We start from the raw sequence: 20,058 nt of genomic DNA, 5'->3' as shown, positions 1-20,058 counted from the left end.
AGGAGACCCTCCTATGAAAATCAGAATCGATATTCCGCATCATCCTTATGATATTCAGATTGAAAAAGGTTGTCTGGCTCAGGCTGGTCAATGGTTGCGAGAACTCTGGCAACCTCAAAAAGTGGTCATTGTAACCGATAACCATGTAGCTTCTCTCTATGCAGAGAAGATTAAACTCAGCCTAGAAGATGCTGGTTTTCAGGTAGCTGTTTTTGACTTTTTAGAAGGCGAAGAACGAAAAAATTTAACAACTGTTCAGAAAGTCTATGAATTTCTAGTCAAGCAGGGGTTGACTCGTAGCGATGGGATCGTGGCTCTTGGTGGTGGTGTCGTTGGGGACCTAGCTGGTTTTGTAGCCTCTACCTATATGCGGGGCATTCACTTTGTTCAGATTCCGACTAGTTTGACAGCCCAGGTTGATTCGTCTATTGGTGGAAAGACGGGTGTCAATACTCCTTTTGCTAAAAATATGGTGGGAACTTTTGCCCAACCAGATGGGGTTCTGATTGACCCGCTTGTCCTAGAAACGCTTGGAAAAAGAGAGCTGATTGAGGGGATGGGCGAGGTTATCAAGTACGGCTTGATTGAGGATCCAGAACTGTGGGCTCTCTTGATGGAGCTAGATGGTTCTGTAGAGAGCATTTTGGAACATGCAGAGACTTTGATTGAACATTCTTGTCAGGTTAAGCGCAAGATGGTGGTCGAAGATGAGTTGGATAACGGTGTTCGTCTTTACCTCAATTTTGGGCACACTATTGGTCATGCTATTGAAGCAACTGCCGGTTATGGCAAGGTCATGCATGGAGAAGCTGTGGCTATGGGCATGGTTCAGATTTCCAAGGTTGCTGAGGGAAAAGGCCTCATGCCAGAAGGAATAACCCAGTCCATTACAGAGATGTGCCAGAAATTTGGCTTGCCTGTTGATTATGAAAACTGGGATGTTGACAAACTTTATCAAGCTTTGACTCATGATAAAAAAGCGCGTGGAAACACCTTGAAATTGGTCTTAGTTCCAGAGCTTGGTTCAGCGACCATTCACCCAGTTTCTCTGGAAGAGATGAAAGACTACTTGGTAAAATAAGGAGAACGTATGAGATATTTAACTGCAGGAGAATCACACGGCCCCCGTTTGACGGCTATTATTGAAGGAATTCCAGCTGGACTTCCTTTGACAGCAGAGGATATTAATGGAGACCTTAAACGCCGTCAGGGTGGCTACGGTCGTGGTGGCCGTATGAAGATTGAGAGTGACCAGGTTGTCTTTACTTCGGGCGTTCGTCACGGGAAGACGACAGGGGCACCTATTACCATGGATGTCATCAATAAGGACCACCAAAAATGGCTGGATATCATGTCTGCTGAGGACATTGAAGACCGCCTTAAAAGCAAGAGAAAAATTACCCATCCTCGCCCAGGTCATGCCGATTTAGTTGGGGGCATTAAGTACCGTTTTGATGATTTGCGAAATTCCTTGGAGAGGTCATCTGCCCGTGAAACCACCATGCGAGTGGCTGTTGGGGCAGTAGCCAAACGACTTTTGGCTGAGCTAAATATGGAGATTGCCAACCATGTCGTGGTCTTTGGTGGCAAGGAAATCGATGTACCTGAAAATCTGACAGTGGCTGAGATTAAGGAACGAGCTGCCCAGTCTGAAGTTTCTATTGTCAACCAAGAGCGGGAACAGGAAATCAAGGACTATATTGACCAAATCAAACGTGACGGTGATACCATCGGTGGGGTTGTAGAGACAGTCGTCGGAGGCGTTCCAGTTGGCCTTGGCTCCTATGTCCAATGGGACAGAAAATTGGATGCGCGATTGGCCCAAGCAGTTGTTTCTATCAATGCCTTTAAAGGGGTGGAATTTGGTCTTGGATTTGAAGCTGGTTACCGCAAAGGCAGCCAAGTTATGGATGAAATTCTCTGGTCTAAAGAAGACGGCTATACTCGTCGTACCAATAATCTAGGTGGTTTTGAAGGTGGTATGACCAATGGGCAACCAATTGTTGTTCGTGGAGTTATGAAACCCATTCCCACTCTTTACAAACCACTTATGAGTGTGGATATCGAAACCCACGAACCTTACAAGGCAACCGTGGAGAGAAGTGATCCGACCGCTCTGCCAGCAGCTGGGGTAGTCATGGAAGCTGTTGTAGCAACGGTTCTGGCGCAAGAAATCCTTGAAAAATTTTCATCGGACAACCTAGAGGAATTAAAAGAAGCGGTAACCAAACACCGTGAGTATACAAAGAACTATTAAGGAGTTCCTATGGCAAAAACCATCTATATCGCAGGTCTCGGTTTGATTGGTGCCTCGATGGCGCTTGGTATCAAACGCGATCATCCTGATTATGAAATTCTAGGTTATAATCGCAGTCAGGCTTCTAGAGATATTGCCTTGGAGCGGGGGATGATTGACCGTGCGACGGATGATTTTGCCAGTTTTGCTCCTCTGGCAGATGTCATCATCTTGACCTTGCCAATCAAGCAGACCATTGCTTTTATTCAGGAGTTGGCAGGTTTGAACTTGAAAGAAGGCGTCATTATCTCGGATGCGGGCTCGACCAAGTCAGCCATCGTTGATGCGGCAGAGCAGTATTTGGCTAGCAAGCCTATTCGCTTTGTCGGGGCCCATCCCATGGCTGGTAGCCACAAGACAGGGGCTGCCTCTGCGGATGTTAATCTCTTTGAAAATGCCTATTATATCTTCACACCTTCGAGCCTGACAAGTCCTGACACACTTGAGGAAATGAAGGGTCTGCTTTCAGGCCTTCACGCTCGTTTTATCGAGATTGATGCCAAGGAGCATGATCGGGTGACTTCTCAGATTAGCCATTTTCCTCATATTCTGGCTTCCAGCCTTATGGAGCAGACGGCAGTTTATGCTCAAGAACATGAGATGGCAAGGCGCTTTGCGGCGGGTGGTTTTCGAGATATGACCCGCATTGCGGAAAGCGAGCCAGGTATGTGGACTTCTATTCTATTGTCCAATCGTGAAACTATTCTGGATCGAATTGCGGATTTCAAGGAGCGCCTAGATGAGGTTGGACAAGCCATCAGCAAGGGAGATGAAGAGCAAATCTGGAACTTTTTCAACCAAGCGCGTGCGCAACGGCAGGCTATGGAAATCCATAAGCGTGGTGGTGTGGACAGTTCTTATGACCTCTATGTCGATGTTCCCGATGAAGAAGATGTTATCTTGCGGATTTTGGAATTACTTCGTGGGACTTCTTTGGTTAATATCCACATCAACGAAGAAAACCGTGAGGATGTTCACGGGATTCTCCAAATTTCCTTTAAAAATGCTCAAGACTTAGAACGTGCTGAGCGCTTAATTACAGAAAATACAGACTACACAGTTGTCATCAAATAAGGAGAAAATCATGTCAAATATTTACGATAGTGCAAATGAACTCAGTCGCGGGCTGCGTGAATTACCAGAATACAAGGCGGTCAAGGCAGCAAAAGATGCCATCCAAGCAGATAATCAAGCCAGCAAGATTTTTGCAGACTACCTTGCTTTCCAACAAGAAATCCAAGTCATGGCGCAAACAGGACAAATGCCAGACGCCTCTTTCCAAGAAAAGATGCAGTCTTTCAGTAAGCAAATCCAAGAGAACGCTCTTTTGTCAGATTTCTTTGCCAAACAGCAACAATTGTCCATTTACCTTTCAGACATTGAAAAAATTGTCTTTGAACCTGTTTCAGAATTATTGAAATAGTATTTTATCTGTATAAAAGCCAGAAATTTCAGGAATTTCTGGCTTTTTTGTGATAAAATAAGAAAAAGTATTGCAAGTATGAGGTCAACTATGAAACTAAAAACAAACATTCACCACTTACATGGCAGTATCCGGGTTCCAGGTGACAAGTCTATCAGCCACCGTTCGATTATTTTTGGAAGTTTGGCTGAAGGCGAGACTAAGGTTTATGATATTCTGCGTGGAGAGGATGTGCTTTCAACCATGCAGGTCTTTCGTGACCTTGGTGTTGAGATAGAAGATAAAGACGGTGTGATTACGATTCAAGGTGTAGGCATGGATGGCTTAAAAGCGCCGCAAAACGCCTTGGATATGGGGAACTCTGGAACCTCGATTCGCCTGATTTCAGGTGTCCTTGCTGGTGCAGATTTTGAAGTTGAAATGTTCGGAGATGATAGTCTTTCCAAACGTCCTATGGATCGCGTGACGATTCCACTGAAAAAAATGGGCGTTAGCATCTCAGGGCAAACTGAGCGAGATCTGCCCCCTCTTCGCCTAAAAGGGACGAAAAATTTAAAACCGATTCACTATGAGTTGCCAATCGCCTCTGCTCAAGTCAAGTCTGCCTTGATATTTGCAGCCTTGCAGGCTCAGGGGGAGTCCGTTATTATCGAGAAAGAATGCACTCGCAACCACACCGAAGATATGCTACAGCAATTTGGTGGCCATTTAAGTGTGGATGGCAAGAAAATCATAGTTCAAGGACCACAAAAACTGACCGGACAAAAGGTAGTTGTTCCAGGAGATATTTCCAGTGCAGCCTTTTGGTTGGTCGCAGGTTTGATTGTTCCAAACTCTCGTGTGGTGCTGCAGAATGTGGGCATCAACGAAACGCGTACTGGTATTATTGATGTCATTCGTGCCATGGGAGGAAGATTGGAAATAACTGAAATTGACCCAGTTGCTAAATCAGCAACCCTGACTGTCGAGTCTTCAGACCTGAAAGGAACAGAGATTGGTGGAGCCTTGATTCCCCGCTTGATTGATGAATTGCCTATTATTGCCCTTCTAGCGACCCAAGCGCAAGGTGAAACAGTCATTAAGGATGCTGAGGAACTCAAGGTCAAGGAAACCGACCGCATTCAAGTGGTGGCAGATGCCTTAAATAGCATGGGGGCGGATATCACACCTACTACAGATGGAATGGTTATCAAAGGGAAATCAATCCTTCATGGCGCTAGAGTCAATACGTTTGGTGACCATCGAATCGGAATGATGACAGCCATCGCAGCCCTCTTGGTTGCGGATGGAGAAGTGGAACTTGATCGTGCTGAAGCCATCAATACCAGCTATCCTAGCTTCTTTGATGATTTGGAGAGCTTGATTCATGGCTAAGGTATTACTCGGATTTATGGGGGCAGGCAAGTCGACAATCGCTAGAGGATTGGACCCAGACTACATCGATATGGATGCCTTAATCGAGGAACGTTTAGGCATGTCCATTGCGAATTTCTTCGCTGAAAAAGGAGAAGTGGCCTTTCGTCAAGTAGAGTCAGAAGTCCTAGCTGACTTACTAAAAACGGACCGAGTTGTGTCAACTGGCGGAGGAGTTGTCATTTCTCAGCGAAATCGTGACTTGCTCAAAACCAATCCTGATAACATCTACCTAAAAGCAGATTTTGAAACCCTCTACCAACGTATCGCAGCTGATAAGGACAATCAGCGCCCGCTGTTTCTAAATAATAGTAAGGAAGAACTAGCAGCTATTTTCCATGAAAGACAAGCTTGGTATGAGGAAGTAGCCAGTCGGGTTCTGGATGTGACCAAGTTAAGCCCAGAGGAAATTATAGAGGAACTGAGATGAAAATTGCCTATCTAGGTCCCAAGGGATCTTTTTCGCATCATGTTGTGCAGACAGCCTTTCCCAAAGAGGAATTGCAGGCTTTTGCCAATATCACAGATGTTATCAAGGCCTATGAGCAAGGCTTAGTGGACTATTCTGTTGTACCAGTTGAAAACTCTATTGAGGGTAGCGTTCATGAAAGTTTGGATTATCTTTTTCATCAGGCTCGCATCCAAGCAGTTGCAGAAATCGTTCAGCCCATTCACCAGCAGTTGATGGTGGTTCCAGGTCAGTCAAAAATTGAGAAAATTTTTTCTCATCCTCAGGCTCTGGCTCAAGGAAAGAAATTCATCGACAAACACTATCCAGAGGCTAAAATTGAGGTAACAGCCAGTACCGCCTATGCAGCTCGATTTATTTCAGAACATCCAGATCAGCCTTATGCAGCTATTGCTCCTAAAAGTTCAGCTGAAGAATATGGCTTGGAATTGATTGCAGAGGATATTCAGGAAATGGAAGCCAATTTCACACGTTTTTGGGTGTTAGGGGCAGAGATACCGAAGATTCCTTTGAACTCACAAGCTGAAAAAATGAGTTTGGCCTTGACCTTACCAGACAACCTACCTGGTGCTCTTTACAAGGCACTTTCGACCTTTGCTTGGAGAGGGATTGACTTAACAAAGATTGAAAGTCGCCCCCTTAAAACAGCCTTGGGAGAATACTTTTTCATTATCGATGTAGACTATAGTGACAAAGAACTGGTTCATTTTGCAAGACAAGAACTAGAAGCTATTGGAATCCAGCACAAGATCCTGGGAACCTACCCGATTTTTACCATAACTGATATAGAAAAGGAGAGTCAATGAGCAAAGAAAATCCTTTAAGTCATCACGAGCAGTTACGTTATGACTATCTCTTCAAAAATATCCATTACCTCAACGACCGTGAACGGAGGGAGTTTGACTATCTGCAACAGAAAATGGCAGGTCCCAAGTCTGAAGTTCACCATTTCTACCAAGAAGAAAAAGAAGAATCTTGGGGTAGAGATATTGATCTTCCGACTTATGGCAGTAGAAGTCGATCTAAGAAACGTGAAAAGGTAACTCCTCAACCTAAAGTCAAAAAGAAAAAAAGAAGAATTCGCTTCAAACGAATATTGACTTGGTTCTTGCTGTTGATTACCTGTGTGCTTGCAGGGATGATTTTCATGTTTCTTCGAGGGTTCCAGTCAGCAGCCAATCCAACAAATAAGCCAGCTGACGCCAAGGCAGCTCAAGTAGAGGTCTTTAACGGTCAGGATACCAAAGATGGTGTGAATATTTTAGTCATGGGGACAGATGGCCGTATCGGTCAAAATAGTGCGGAGACTCGTACCGACACGATCATGGTACTGAATGTCAGTGGATCGGATAAGAAGATCAAACTAGTCAGCTTTATGCGTGACAACTTAGTTTATATCGACGGGTACAGTAAGATTGTAAATGGCCAGAAACAAACGGATAACAAACTAAATGTTGCTTATGAACTTGGGGAACAAGAAGGGCAAAAGGGGGCTGAAATGGTCCGCAAGGTTCTAAAAGACAACTTTGATTTGGATATTAAGTACTATGCCCTGGTCGACTTCCAGGCCTTTGCAACAGCTATTGATACCCTCTTCCCTGACGGAGTAACGATTGATGCTCAATTCTCAACATTGAATGGTCAACCTCTGACAGAAGCCACAGTCGGAGATGACCTTCATGCAACAGAGACAGAGTCCCCAACTCAAACTATCAAAGTTGGAAAACAGCAAATGAATGGCTCCACCTTGCTGAACTATGCTCGCTTCCGTGATGATGATGAGGGAGACTATGGCCGTACCAAACGTCAGCAACAAGTCATGTCAGCTGTTCTTGAGCAAATCAAAGATCCAACCAAGCTCTTTACGGGGTCAGAGGCACTTGGAAAAGTCTTTGGCATGACATCAACAAATCTACCATATAGCTTCTTGTTGACCAATGGCTTATCTGTCCTAGAAGGTGCTCAAAATGGCATTGAAAGACTCACCGTCCCAGAACTTGGTGACTGGGTAGACGCTTATGATATCTATGGTGGACAAGGACTTCTAGTTGATCAAAATAAATACCAAACCAAACTCGCCCAAATGGGAATGAGATAGAATACTATAAAAAAATCAAAGTTTGAATCACTAGTGAAAAAGTGGTTTAGGCTTTGATTTTTCTTAGTATCTGATGGATTTTTAGGGCTTTTTTATGGTATAATAAAACGATATAACTCGTTATTGGACAGAAGAGGAGAGACATGAGTGATTTGAAAGCGATTCAGGCTCGTAGTCTGGAAATGGCTGAATATTTCGTCGCATTTTGTAAAGAACATGATTTGTTGTGCTATCTCTGTGGTGGAGGAGCCATTGGCGCCCTTCGTAATAAGGGCTTCATTCCTTGGGATGATGATTTGGACTTTTTCATGCCGCGTAAGGACTATGAAAAATTAGCAGAACTGTGGCCACGTTATGCAGACGAGCGTTATTTCTTGTCAAAGAGTAATAAAGATTTTGTAGACCGTAACCTTTTTATTACCATTCGTGACAAGGAAACTACTTGTATCAAGCCTTATCAGAAGGATTTGGATTTGCCACACGGTTTGGCCTTGGATGTTTTACCATTGGATTATTATCCTAAAAATCCAGCTGAGCGTAAGAAACAGGTTCGTTGGGCCTTGATTTATTCACTCTTTTGTGCGCAAACTATCCCAGAAAAGCATGGTGCAGTCGTGAAATGGGGAAGTCGTATCTTACTCGGCCTGACTCCAAAATCTCTACGTTATCGCATTTGGAAAAAAGCTGAAAAAGAAATGACCAAGTATGGTCTGGCTGAGTGCGATGGAATTACGGAATTATGCTCAGGTCCCGGCTACATGCGAAACAAATACCCAATCGCATCCTTTGAAGACAATCTTTTCTTGCCATTTGAAGGAACTGAGATGCCTATTCCAGTTGGCTACGATGCTTATCTCAGCACTGCTTTTGGGGACTATATGACACCGCCACCAGCGGACAAACAAGTACCGCATCATGATGCTATTATAGCAGACATGGACAAGAGCTACACAGAGTATAAGGGAGAATATGGAGCATGATGGGAGAAAAAATAAGCGTTATCGTTCCAGTTTACAATGTAGAGGCTTATCTGGAGCGATGTGTGGAGTCGATTCTTCAACAGACTTATGCCCATTTTGAGTTAATCCTAATCAATGATGGTTCTACTGATTCCAGTGGACAGATCTGTGATCACTTAGCGTCTCAGTATGAGAATATCAAGGTTTATCATATCGAAAATGCTGGTGTTTCAAATGCTAGAAATATGGGAATTCAGCTAGCAACGGGTTCTTGGGTTACCTTTATTGATAGCGATGATTTCGTTACCCAAGATTACCTAGCTACTTTAGCAAGTGCAGCTGAAGGGTTGAATGTAGGCTTTGTAATTGCTCCTCTGCACCATATCAAAAACGGAATTGTAACAGACCTACCTTCATATTCAGGAAAAACAGAACTCTGGTCAACAGAAGAAACCATGAAGGAACTACTGATGACTACCAGAACATCATTTTTTCCAGTCGCAAAACTGTTTAAGAGAGACCTGCTTGCGGATGAAAAGTTTAATACCAATTATCACCTAGCTGAAGATGCCTTGTTTTTAACTGAATTGCTACTAAAGACAAGATGCAGTTGCGTATTTATTGACAAACCTGTTTATTATTATGATCATCGTGAGGGAAGTGCAACAACATCTGTTAATCGACATGTATTTGACACAATAGAAGTTTATAAGCAAATAATTGCTCAAGTTTCACAAGCCTTCCCTAATTTAAAATACGAATTAATAAACAGAGAATGTTGGTCGTACATCACAGTTTACGATAAAATTATCTTTACTTCACGTGAAGAGTATCAAAAGGAGAAAGCCGAGCTGAGGACTTGGATTGTTCAGCACCGACGCGAAATATGGAAAGATGCTTATTTCACCACTTTTCGCAAGGTAGCGATCCTTTCACTTGTCATTTCTCCATGGCTATATAAGAAAATTGTTGGATTAAAAAACTAATATCATGAGAAGGAGTTGAAAATGAATTTTTCAAAAATGGATGAATACTTTGAAAAATCAAAACTATGGATTGCGTATCTATTTGTTTTCATTTCGATTTTAAGTATGAGTTCACTGGTTTATAAGATAGCAAATCCCCTCTACAAGGGATTATCAGCAATTGTAGTGCTTTATATTTGCTATACCTTATTGTTTAAGTGGAAAGAAATCACAGCAGATCGTAAATTTCTATCCTTATTTGGACTATTAGCTGGAAGTCATCTGCTATCAGCTATTTTCAATCGCTCTGGACATCTGATTGGAAATGTGATTGAAATTCTCTTCATGGTAACCTATGTTTTATTATTTACCATGTTACAATCAGGGCAACTTAAAAAATTATTTGACTGGATTGCCTATACGGTTCAAATTGTATCTTTTTCTTCAGCAATTTTTGCGTTTGGTTTATTGATAAGTAGAGTCCTCATCCTATTTAAGATTGGTGAACAATCTTATTACTATGGTGTCATGAACGGCCGTCTGTGGGGGATTGTCAATCCAAATGCTAGTGCGATATTTTCATACATTAGCATTATTTTGGCTATGTATTTGATCCATAAAGGAAGTAAATATTCTGTTTATCTTAAACTGAACAATGTGATTCAATTCGTTTACTTCGCTACGATGCAAAGTCGAGGAGCCTTACTTTCTTTACTTCTCATGATTGGACTCTATAGTTTCTTTGCTACTAGAGGGAGTATCGTTAAACGATTCCTCACTTTTATAGTTGCTGGTTTGCTGATTACTGCAACTAATATTGGATTAAGCTATGTAACTTCAATCTATATCTCATCTGAAACTGCGACTGTCTTAGATTTAAACAAAGGACAATCCTATGCTGAGACAGATTCGTCTGTCACTAAGAAGAACGGTGAGCTCCATCTGATCGAAACAACACCAAGTGGTAGAACCTATATCTGGAAAAATGCCATCAAGATGGGAAGTGCCAAACCAATTTTTGGTTATGGTGTACGCAATGTTCCAGATTACTACACAGAATATTTCAGTAAATTTGAGATTCAAAACTCCCTTATCGGTGGGAATTTCCATAACATTTTTGTGACCATATTTGTCAGTTCGGGAGTTCTAGGTTTGGTATCCTTCCTTCTTGTACTGGCTTATGTCATCAAGCGCTTTTTAACGTATTTGATTGTTTCCAAGAAAAATACTGATAAATTGATCATGATTCTTTTCTTCGGTATCTTGTTTGGCCAATTATTTGAAAGTCAGATTATGTATTCAACCAACTTTATTAATATCATCTTCTGGCTAGCGATTGGCTATGGACTCGTAGTCTGCAAACGGGATGAAGGAGTTCGGTACCAAGAAGTAACAGATGTCAATGAAATTCAAGAGATGGAACTTGGAATCATGGAGTATATTCATGAAGTTTGTCAGAAAATTGGGGTCAAGTATTTCTTAGCATATGGAAGTCTAATTGGTGCTGTTCGCCATCAAGGATTTATCCCTTGGGATGATGACATGGATATCTGCATGTTACGAGAGGATTATGAAAAATTGCAAGACTACCTTATCGCTAACCCTGATGAACGTTACGAGGTCATGTCTTATAAAAACAATCTCAACTATGTTTATCCCTTCATGAAAGTGCAGGATAACCTTACCTACTTGCTAGAAGAAGATGTTCGCATCGATTCGAATATGGGAATCTATGTAGATATTTTCCCTGTAGATGGTTACGAGGATGACGTAGAATTTAAAAACAAGATGACGAAACTGATAAAGAAACGTCAATTGAGTTGCTACACCTTTAAAGGCATTACCAATACGAAAAGTGTACTGAATTCACTGCTACGCTATGTGTCAGTTATTATTTTCTATTTCACCAATACGAACAAATACGTTGCCCAGATTGAAGAGCTTGCAAAATCCCGTAAAGTTTCAGATTATGAGCAGGTGGATTATCTTATCTACAAGGATATGAACAAACCAGTGTGGAGACGTGAATGGCTGGAACAAGTTACTACTGGAACATTTGAAGGTAAGGAATTTACCATTCCGAAAAATTATCATGAAATTTTGACCTCAGACTACGGAGACTATATGCAATTGCCACCGGTTGAACAAAGAGTATCTCATCATGATTTTAAATTATGGAAGATTGTTAAAAGGTCTAAATGACGAGATTGGGATTAAGAAACATTTAAAAATATAGTCAAATTTAGGAGAATAGAACCTATGTCTGAAAGAACTTTAACTCTTGAAGAAATCAAGCAAGTAGAATTGGATATTTTAAAGTATCTACATGATCTTTGTGAACAACATCAAATCAAATACTTTATTGATTTTGGAACCTTACTAGGAGCTGTACGCCATAAAGGATTTATCCCTTGGGATGATGATACAGATATTTCCTTAGCGCGTGATGAATTTGAAAAACTTTACAAGGTTTTACAAAATGAAAATCATCCCTACTACAAATTGATTTCATTCAGAGAAACAAAGGGATATCCATACAGTTATATGAGAGTCTATGATGTAAGGACTCGTCGAGATGCTAACCTCGTAGACCCAACGGTCGTATTGGGAACTTGCGTTGACATTTTTCCATATGATGGTGTCGTCACAGAGGAAAGTGACCGTAAGAAAATGAAGCTCTACAAATATTTCATTCGACTTTCTTCTTTGAATTTTAAAGGGATCAAGTCTGAGAATGGTGGACTTAAAAACCTCCCTCGTTATATGGGATCAGCTATTTTCCGCTTAACTTCCCCACAGCTATGGAATCAAAAATTAGAGAGCCTTGCTTTGAAGTATAGTGTAGATCAAGCAACAGATCTTACTTGTACTATCTATGACCCTTATTATCCAAATGGTATAAAAAAAGAATGGCTCTATGATTTGATTGATATGCCTTATGAAAACATTGTGGTCAAGGTTCCGAGAAAATACCATGAAATACTTGTCTACGAATTTGGAGAAAACTATATGACTCCACCGCCTATTGAGCAACAAGTCCCAGGAGGGGATAAAAACTACTGGATTGATTAGATTAGTCAAAGTTGCTTATTGTTAAGATAAAGGAGTTTTCAAGGTGAAAAATAAATGGTTATTAAAATCAATTAGATATAGTGTTCTCGCATTCTTTCTATTATTGATTCAGTTATCGCAAGGAGTAGATGCAGATACCATCTCTGCAGGTTCGGGCAATCGTATCCATTTCATAAATACTAAAGCAAAATCTGGGAGTGACGCCATCCTTCTGGAAAGCAATGGTCACTATGCTTTGATTGATATGGGAGAAGACTATGATTTTCCTGATGGGAGTGATCCACGCTATCCAAGCCGCTGGGGAATTTCCATGAGAAATTATCAAGTATTGGAGGATCGATTGATTCGCCACTTGGATCAAATAGGTGTAAAAAAATTAGATTTTATTATAGGAACTCATGTTCATAGTGACCATATTGGTGGAGCGGACGAAATACTCAATCGATATCAAGTCGGTAAGTTTTATTTGAAAAAATATTCAGATGATCGGATTACAGCAAACTGGGGACTATGGGATAATCTTTTCAATTATGATAATGCTTTGAGAGCAGCTCAAAAACGAGGAGTTACTCTTATCCAGAATATTTCAGATGAGGATAGCCACCTAAAATTAGGTGATATGGATATCCAACTCTACAACTATAAGAATGAATATGATGCTAACGGGAATCTGAAAAAAGTTCGAGATGATAACTCCAACTCCATTGTTTCAGTAGTGACTGTGGCAGGAAAGAGAATCTATCTTGGTGGAGATTTGGATAATGCAGAAGGAGCAGAAGATAAGTTAGGTCCAGTTATCGGCAAGGTTGATATGATGAAATGGAACCACCATTATGATGCGACAATTTCAAATACGATTAATTTCCTTGAAAACTTATCACCAAAAATGATTATTCAGACAACTGGTGGAGATATTAATGTTGCTTCAACCAGAGAATACCTTCAGAAGAAAAACATTCAGGTTCTTCATGCTGCGAGCCAAACTCAAGACGCTACCGTTTTTGATATTAGCGATAAAGGATTTGCTAATGTTTCAAATACCTTCCCTGATATCCCTGTAGTTGACGAAAAATGGTATCAAGAAGATGGTTATTGGAAATATCGTTTGACTGACGGAGAAATGGCTATCGGCTGGAGAGAGATTGGCGGAGCCACTTACTTCTTTAATGGAAAAGGACAAATGCAAGCAGGTCGCTGGCTTCACCTTAACGACGACTGGGGAGAAAATGCCAAAGGGAATGATTACTATCTGAACCAAAATGGTAAAATGCAAACTGGTGGTTGGTTCAAACTAGATGACTCTTGGTATTATATCCAATCAAATGGTGCTAGACGATTTAGCGAGCTCTCTGAAATCGGAGGGAAAAAGTATCTCTTTGCAGCAGATGGGAAGATGCTAACAGGACATCAAGTCTATAATGGCAAGAAGATGTTCTTTAGCGAAAGTGGTGCACTCCAAACAGCAGGTAAGCCTTCAACTTGGCAAAAGATTGATTCAAATTGGTATTTCTATGATGAGGATGGGCTAAAGACCATCGGTAAAAAGAATATCAATGGAAGCACATACTACTTTAATCAAGAAGGTATCATGCAAACTGGCTGGGCCTTTGTTGATGGTCACTGGAACTATTTTGCAAGTTCTGGAGCTATGAAAACTGGTTGGGTCAAGGATCAGGAAACATGGTATTATCTGGATAAAGATGGCATCATGTTAACTGGTAGACAAGATATAAATGGTGTTCGTTACTATTTGAATGCTAGTGGTGCCATGCAGACTGGCTGGAAGTGGCAAGAAAATAGCTGGTACTTCTATACGAACTCAGGTGCTATGAAAACTGGTTGGTTGAAAGATAAAGAATCATGGTATTATTTGGATCCAGAAACAGGTATCATGGCTGTAGGATCTAAAGAGATTGACGGTAAGAACTATTTCTTCAGCTCAGCAGGTACTATGCAAGTTGGATGGCAGTGGTCAAATAATTCTTGGCATTACTACGCTACGTCTGGCGCACTCCAAACTGGTTGGTTGAAAGATGGTGATGCTTGGTATTATCTTGAAGGTAAGGAAGGCGTTATGTTAGTCGGCCTCCATCAAGTAGATGGTAAGCAATATTACTTTAGCAAATCTGGAGCCATGCAAACAAGCTGGAAATGGTTTGATAATCATTATCGTTACTTTGAATCAAATGGAGCTATGAAAACTGGCTGGATAAAATACAAAGGCGTCTGGTATTATCTAAATCCCGAAGATGGAATCATGTTGGTTGGCCTTCATAAAGTAAATGGTGATCATTATTACTTTGATGAATCAGGAGCTATGCAGACAGGTTGGAAACAGCTTGATGGTAATTGGTACTATTTCCAAGCTAATGGTTCTTTGTTGAAGAACGCAACAACACCTGATGGTTACAAAGTAAACGAAGAAGGTATCTGGAAACAGGCTGTTGCTGCTGTAAATAGCGAGGCAGTCAAGCCAGAACAGAAACAAGAAGCTAATTCCTCTATTGTTGAACAACCTAAACAAGATTCAAATCTAGAAGCCAACGCTTCTGAAAAGAAAGAAAACGAATAAAGAAAAAATCCCCTACTGGCAACTAATTTATCAGTAGGGGATTTTTTTAATTTCGTTTTAATTTAGCAAGTAAAAGGTTCAGTGCATAGTGGAGTGTTTTGTCTTTGGTAATAAAGAGGGTCAAGAGGTAATAGATACCACAAGTTGCCACGGTAGAAAGAACCATGAGAATCATATTAAAGTTTACTGTGTAGGAATTGATTTGGAAAATCATCTTGAAAATATAGAAGATTGGGATAAAACCAAGGGATATGAGGCTATAACGTGTTAAGGTTATAAAAATTTCTTTTAAACTAATCAGTTGGTGTTTCTTGATAAAATGAATTTCAAGTAAAACAACGATAGTTTCTGCGATAATGGTCGTAGCGATGTAATACTCAGGTGCAAAAATATTATTGAAATACAAGATGCTATTTAATAGTATATTGGCACCACCACCAAGGAAGTAGAAGGCAGTTAAGCGATTTTCATGGTCGTTGATAAAGATAATCTGTTTACCAAGAATCAACTCAATAGCCCAAATGATGGTACGAAAAGCGAAGACGCTAGTTACGATACCCGCTTCAAGATATTTTTCAGAAGAATAAATAACAGTTGCGTACCGTCCCAATATCATAATCCCGATACTAGTTGGAACCATAAGGAAATAGAATAGGGATGCCGCTTGATTCACGAGATAATTATAGGACTTGTAATCCTTTTTCCCGAGATAGTAGCCGAGGCGTGGAATACTGACGTTGATAGCTCCACTCAAGACACTGGCAATCAGCATGACGATACTATAGGCAATTGTATAGTAGGAAATATAGTTCTCATCCGGTCCCTTAGTGATAAACATTCTATCTAGCAGGGTATAAAGCATATTAGCGTTCGTTAAGAGAAGCATAGTAAAGAGTGGTTTAGAAGCTTTAGCTAATTCGACGAAACCGATCTTAACAAAAGAAACTTCTCTCTTAATCCAAAGAAAACTGAGCAGGTAGTTGAGGACAGTGGTCGCTGTCATAACGATAGCATAAGGAACGATATCATCTGCCGTTTTAACGAAGGCGAAGATAGCGACCAGCATGGTAATTCGAATAATTAATGTTTTATAGAGGATGAAGGCATAGTTTTCATAAGCTTCGTTCATCCATTCGATATTGAGAAATTGGAAGAGTGCTTGAGCCCCTAGGATGTAGTAGAGAACTTTCAGATTCTCAATGCTGGTGTCAAAGAAGATAATGAGGAAGTAGATACCTGTCGTCAGGAGAGAGGTAAAAACCGAGATATAAAACAACTTAGAAAAGACGTAGTTGATTTTATTCTTGTCATCCTTGACCTTACTAATAGCTCGAATCCCGTAGTTGTATATTCCAAAGGCAGCTAGTGGAATAACAAAACTTGCCCAGGTATTGGCTGTATTGAAATAACCGTAATTGGATTTGCTGAGAATCCGCGTCAGATAAGGATTGGTTATCAGTGGAAAAACGATATTGAGAATATTGACCAGCAAGCTGGCCAAGGCATTTACTTTTATATTTTTCATTGAACATTCTTTCTTAAATCTAAAATCATATCTAGTATTATATCACATTCTCGCTTCATTCTTTTGATAAAATCGTAAAAATCTAGTATAATAGATAGACTGAAAGTATGAGGTTACTAGATATGAAGATGAAACAAATTAGTGATACAACACTGAAAATCACGATGACTTTAGATGATTTGATGGATCGGGGAATGGAGATTGCAGACTTTCTCGTTCCTCAGGAAAAAACCGAAGAGTTTTTCTATGCTATTTTAGATGAGTTAGAGATGCCAGACAATTTCTTGGATAGTGGCATGCTGAGTTTCCGCGTGACGCCAAAACCTGATAAGGTCGACGTCTTTGTGACCAAGTCCAAGATTGACCAAAATTTGGATTTTGAAGATTTGGCGGATCTACCAGACATGGAAGAATTAGCCCAAATGTCGCCAGATGAATTTCTCAAAACCTTGGAAAAGAGCATTGCAGATAAGACCAAGGACGATATTGAGGCCATCCAATCTCTAGAGCAGGTCGAAGCAAAGGAAGAAGAGCAAGAGCAGGCAGACAAGGAGACGGAGAATAAGAAAGAACCTTATATCTACTATATCCTACGCTTTGCAAGCCTTGCTGACTTAGTTGCTTTTGCAAAGACGGTTAACTACCAGATGGAAACATCTGAACTCTATAAGATGAATGGACACTATTATTTGACAATCTTAGTCGATGTGGAAAATCATCCAAGTCCATATCCGGCTTGGCTCTTGGCTCGTATGCGTGAGTTTGCAGACGACAGTGACATCAGTCGTTCAGTCTTGCAAGAGTATGGGCAAATATTGATTAACCACGATGCAGTTCTCGGTCTGCAAAAGATTCGTTCATAAATTTTAAAATCAATTTTCATTTATCAAGAAAGACGAATCATGGGATTCGTTTTTTCTTTTCTAGACCGAAATAGTGATTTACTATAATAGGAATTTTCATAAAATTCTGTTATAATGGCTATATCAGAAAATTTCTAGGAGACAAACATGACAGTTAAAATTGCTTTACTTGGATTTGGTACCGTTGCAAGTGGCGTGCCATTCCTCCTAAAGGAAAATGGAGAAAAAATCGTTCAATCAGCTCATTCTGAGATTGAAGTAGCCAAGGTATTGGTCAAGGATGAAGATGAAAAGAACCGCTTGCTTGCAGCAGGAAATGGCTTTAACTTTGTAACCAATGTAGATGATATTTTAGCAGATCAAGACATTACTATCGTAGTGGAATTGATGGGGCGTATAGAACCAGCTAAGACCTTTATCACTCGTGCCTTAGAAGCTGGGAAACACGTTGTTACTGCTAACAAGGACCTTTTGGCTGTCCATGGTGCAGAATTGTTAGAAATCGCTAAAGAGCATAATGTAGCACTTTACTACGAAGCAGCTGTTGCTGGTGGGATTCCAATTCTTCGCACTCTAGCAAATTCATTGGCTTCTGATAAAATCACGCGCGTTCTTGGTGTCGTTAACGGAACTTCCAACTTCATGATGACCAAGATGGTCGAAGAAGGCTGGCCTTATGATGATGCTCTGGCTGAAGCGCAAAGACTTGGTTTTGCAGAAAGCGACCCTACAAATGACGTGGATGGGATTGACGCAGCCTACAAGATGGTGATTTTGAGCCAGTTTGCTTTTGGTATGAAGGTTGCCTTTGACGATGTAGCCCACAAGGGAATCCGCAACATCACACCAGAAGATGTAGCTGTAGCCCAAGACCTTGGCTATGTAGTGAAATTGGTTGGTTCTATCGAGGAAACTCCTTCAGGTATTGCTGCAGAAGTGACTCCAACCTTCCTACCTAAAGCACATCCACTTGCCAGTGTGAATGGGGTAATGAACGCTGTTTTTGTAGAATCTATCGGTATCGGTGAGTCTATGTATTACGGACCAGGTGCGGGTCAAAAACCAACTGCAACAAGTGTTGTAGCGGACATTGTCCGTATCGTTCGTCGTTTGAATGATGGTACCATTGGTAAAGACTTCAACGAATACAGCCGTGACTTGGTCTTGGCTAATCCAGAAGATGTCAAAGCTAATTACTACTTCTCAATCTTGGCTCCAGACTCAAAAGGTCAGGTCTTGAAACTAGCTGAAATCTTTAATGCTCAAGATATTTCCTTCAAGCAAATCCTCCAAGATGGCAAAGAGGGTGACAAGGCGCGTGTAGTGATTATCACTCATAAGATTAATAAAGCGCAGCTTGAGAATGTTTCAGCTGAGTTGGCCAAAGCTTCAGAATTTGACCTCTTGAATACCTTCAAGGTGTTAGGAGAATAGGATGAAGATTATTGTACCAGCAACCAGTGCCAATATTGGGCCAGGTTTTGATTCGGTCGGTGTAGCTGTAACCAAGTATCTTCAAATTGAGGTCTGTGAAGAACGGGATGAGTGGTTGATTGAACACCAGATTGGCAAATGGATTCCCCATGACGAGCGTAATCTTTTGCTTAAGATTGCCTTGCAAATTGCGCCTGACTTGCAACCGAGACGTTTGAAAATGACCAGCGATGTTCCCTTGGCGCGTGGCTTGGGTTCTTCAAGCTCGGTTATTGTTGCTGGAATTGAACTGGCTAACCAACTGGGCAATCTCAACTTATCTAACCACGACAAATTGCAGCTGGCTACCAAGATTGAAGGACATCCTGACAATGTGGCTCCAGCTATCTATGGAAATCTTGTTGTTGCGAGTTCTGTTGAAGGGCAGGTTTCGGCGATTGTGGCAGATTTCCCAGAGTGTGATTTTTTAGCTTATATTCCCAACTATGAATTGCGCACTCGCGACAGTCGTGGTGTCCTTCCTAAGAAATTGTCCTACAAGGAAGCTGTTGCAGCTAGTTCAATTGCCAATGTTGCTGTTGCAGCCTTGTTAGCAGGAGATATGGTGACAGCTGGACAAGCAATCGAGGGGGATCTCTTCCACGAGCGCTATCGTCAAAGTCTGGTCCGTGAATTTGCGACGATTAAGCAAGTAGCTAAAGAGAATGGAGCCTATGCGACCTATCTCTCTGGTGCCGGACCGACAGTTATGGTTCTGGCTTCTCATGACAAGATGCCCAAGATTAAAGCTGAATTGCAAAAGCAACCTTTCAAAGGCAAACTACATGACTTGAAAGTTGATACCAAAGGTGTCCGTGTCCAAACAAAGTAAAGAAATAGAAGATAGGATAGGGAAACTCTTGATTAGAGGGCTTCCTATCCTTTTTTTGAAAAGAAGTTTATACTCAATGAAAATCAAAGAGCAAACTA

17 protein-coding genes are annotated in these 20,058 nt (G+C 41.0%); 16 read left to right on the top strand and 1 reads right to left on the bottom strand.

Annotated elements, in window-relative coordinates; translation table 11 throughout:
• Nucleotides 1-13 precede the first annotated feature (13 nt).
• From aroB to HMPREF2991_RS10195, 13 genes are all read left to right on the top strand, one after another.
• Entirely contained in the window at nt 14-1,081 is a 1,068-nt protein-coding gene (aroB, locus tag HMPREF2991_RS10255; protein ID WP_049478777.1) for a 3-dehydroquinate synthase, read from the top strand.
• Nucleotides 1,082-1,090: 9 nt separating this feature from the next.
• Nucleotides 1,091-2,257, top strand: coding sequence for a chorismate synthase (gene aroC / locus HMPREF2991_RS10250; RefSeq protein ID WP_001269883.1), 1,167 nt, complete (start codon nt 1,091-1,093; stop codon nt 2,255-2,257).
• 9 nt (nt 2,258-2,266) lie between these two features.
• Nucleotides 2,267-3,370 carry a prephenate dehydrogenase gene (locus tag HMPREF2991_RS10245; RefSeq protein WP_070567645.1) on the top strand — a complete coding sequence of 368 codons (1,104 nt, stop codon included), beginning with the start codon at nt 2,267-2,269 and terminating at the stop codon, nt 3,368-3,370.
• A gap of 10 nt (nt 3,371-3,380) precedes the next feature.
• The gene (locus HMPREF2991_RS10240) at nt 3,381-3,719 is read left to right on the top strand and encodes a YlbF/YmcA family competence regulator (RefSeq protein ID WP_070567643.1); all 339 of its coding nucleotides are present in this window, start codon (nt 3,381-3,383) and stop codon (nt 3,717-3,719) included.
• Between the two features lie 90 nt (nt 3,720-3,809).
• Nucleotides 3,810-5,093, top strand: a complete 1,284-nt coding sequence (gene aroA, locus HMPREF2991_RS10235; RefSeq protein ID WP_070567641.1) for a 3-phosphoshikimate 1-carboxyvinyltransferase — start codon at nt 3,810-3,812, stop codon at nt 5,091-5,093.
• Entirely contained in the window at nt 5,086-5,562 is a 477-nt protein-coding gene (locus HMPREF2991_RS10230) for a shikimate kinase (RefSeq protein WP_070567639.1), read from the top strand. The genes aroA and HMPREF2991_RS10230 overlap by 8 nt, the downstream gene beginning before the upstream one ends.
• Nucleotides 5,559-6,407 (top strand): prephenate dehydratase, encoded by an 849-nt coding sequence (pheA, locus tag HMPREF2991_RS10225; protein ID WP_070567637.1) that lies wholly within the window; start codon nt 5,559-5,561, stop codon nt 6,405-6,407. The genes HMPREF2991_RS10230 and pheA overlap by 4 nt, the downstream gene beginning before the upstream one ends.
• The gene (locus HMPREF2991_RS10220) at nt 6,404-7,699 is read left to right on the top strand and encodes an LCP family protein (RefSeq protein ID WP_042902129.1); all 1,296 of its coding nucleotides are present in this window, start codon (nt 6,404-6,406) and stop codon (nt 7,697-7,699) included. The genes pheA and HMPREF2991_RS10220 overlap by 4 nt, the downstream gene beginning before the upstream one ends.
• 143 nt (nt 7,700-7,842) lie before the next feature.
• Nucleotides 7,843-8,679, top strand: a complete 837-nt coding sequence (locus HMPREF2991_RS10215) for a LicD family protein (RefSeq protein WP_070567635.1) — start codon at nt 7,843-7,845, stop codon at nt 8,677-8,679.
• A complete protein-coding gene (locus HMPREF2991_RS10210) occupies nt 8,676-9,644 on the top strand; it encodes a glycosyltransferase family 2 protein (protein ID WP_070567633.1) in 969 nt (322 codons plus the stop codon). The genes HMPREF2991_RS10215 and HMPREF2991_RS10210 overlap by 4 nt, the downstream gene beginning before the upstream one ends.
• Nucleotides 9,645-9,665: 21 nt before the next feature.
• On the top strand, nt 9,666-11,825 hold the full coding sequence (locus HMPREF2991_RS10205) for a LicD family protein (protein WP_070567631.1): 2,160 nt from the start codon (nt 9,666-9,668) through the stop codon (nt 11,823-11,825).
• A 57-nt stretch (nt 11,826-11,882) separates the two neighbouring features.
• The gene (locus tag HMPREF2991_RS10200; protein WP_008292505.1) at nt 11,883-12,695 is read left to right on the top strand and encodes a LicD family protein; all 813 of its coding nucleotides are present in this window, start codon (nt 11,883-11,885) and stop codon (nt 12,693-12,695) included.
• A 43-nt stretch (nt 12,696-12,738) separates the two neighbouring features.
• Nucleotides 12,739-15,267, top strand: a complete 2,529-nt coding sequence (locus HMPREF2991_RS10195) for an MBL fold metallo-hydrolase (protein WP_070684031.1) — start codon at nt 12,739-12,741, stop codon at nt 15,265-15,267.
• Nucleotides 15,268-15,313: 46 nt separating this feature from the next.
• Here HMPREF2991_RS10195 and HMPREF2991_RS10190 read toward each other — a convergent pair whose 3' ends face one another.
• On the bottom strand, nt 15,314-16,792 hold the full coding sequence (locus HMPREF2991_RS10190) for an oligosaccharide flippase family protein (protein ID WP_000789711.1): 1,479 nt from the start codon (nt 16,790-16,792) through the stop codon (nt 15,314-15,316).
• Between the two features lie 122 nt (nt 16,793-16,914).
• On the opposite strand from HMPREF2991_RS10190, the gene mecA reads away from it, so the two are divergent.
• The 3 genes from mecA (at nt 16,915) to thrB (ending at nt 19,960) form a co-directional block, all read left to right on the top strand.
• Nucleotides 16,915-17,655: an adaptor protein MecA gene (gene mecA / locus HMPREF2991_RS10185; RefSeq protein WP_070567629.1), complete on the top strand. Its 741-nt coding sequence runs from the start codon at nt 16,915-16,917 to the stop codon at nt 17,653-17,655.
• A gap of 147 nt (nt 17,656-17,802) precedes the next feature.
• Nucleotides 17,803-19,089: a homoserine dehydrogenase gene (locus tag HMPREF2991_RS10180; RefSeq protein WP_070684027.1), complete on the top strand. Its 1,287-nt coding sequence runs from the start codon at nt 17,803-17,805 to the stop codon at nt 19,087-19,089.
• Between the two features lies 1 nt (nt 19,090).
• Nucleotides 19,091-19,960, top strand: coding sequence for a homoserine kinase (thrB, locus tag HMPREF2991_RS10175; RefSeq protein WP_070684024.1), 870 nt, complete (start codon nt 19,091-19,093; stop codon nt 19,958-19,960).
• Nucleotides 19,961-20,058: the final 98 nt, after the last annotated feature.

The sequence above is a fragment of the Streptococcus sp. HMSC072D07 genome (assembly GCF_001814835.1).
Taxonomy (GTDB): Bacteria; Bacillota; Bacilli; order Lactobacillales; family Streptococcaceae; genus Streptococcus.
The sequence above is the reverse complement of the archived record's forward strand: the minus strand, read 5'-3'. Positions and strand labels throughout refer to the sequence as shown.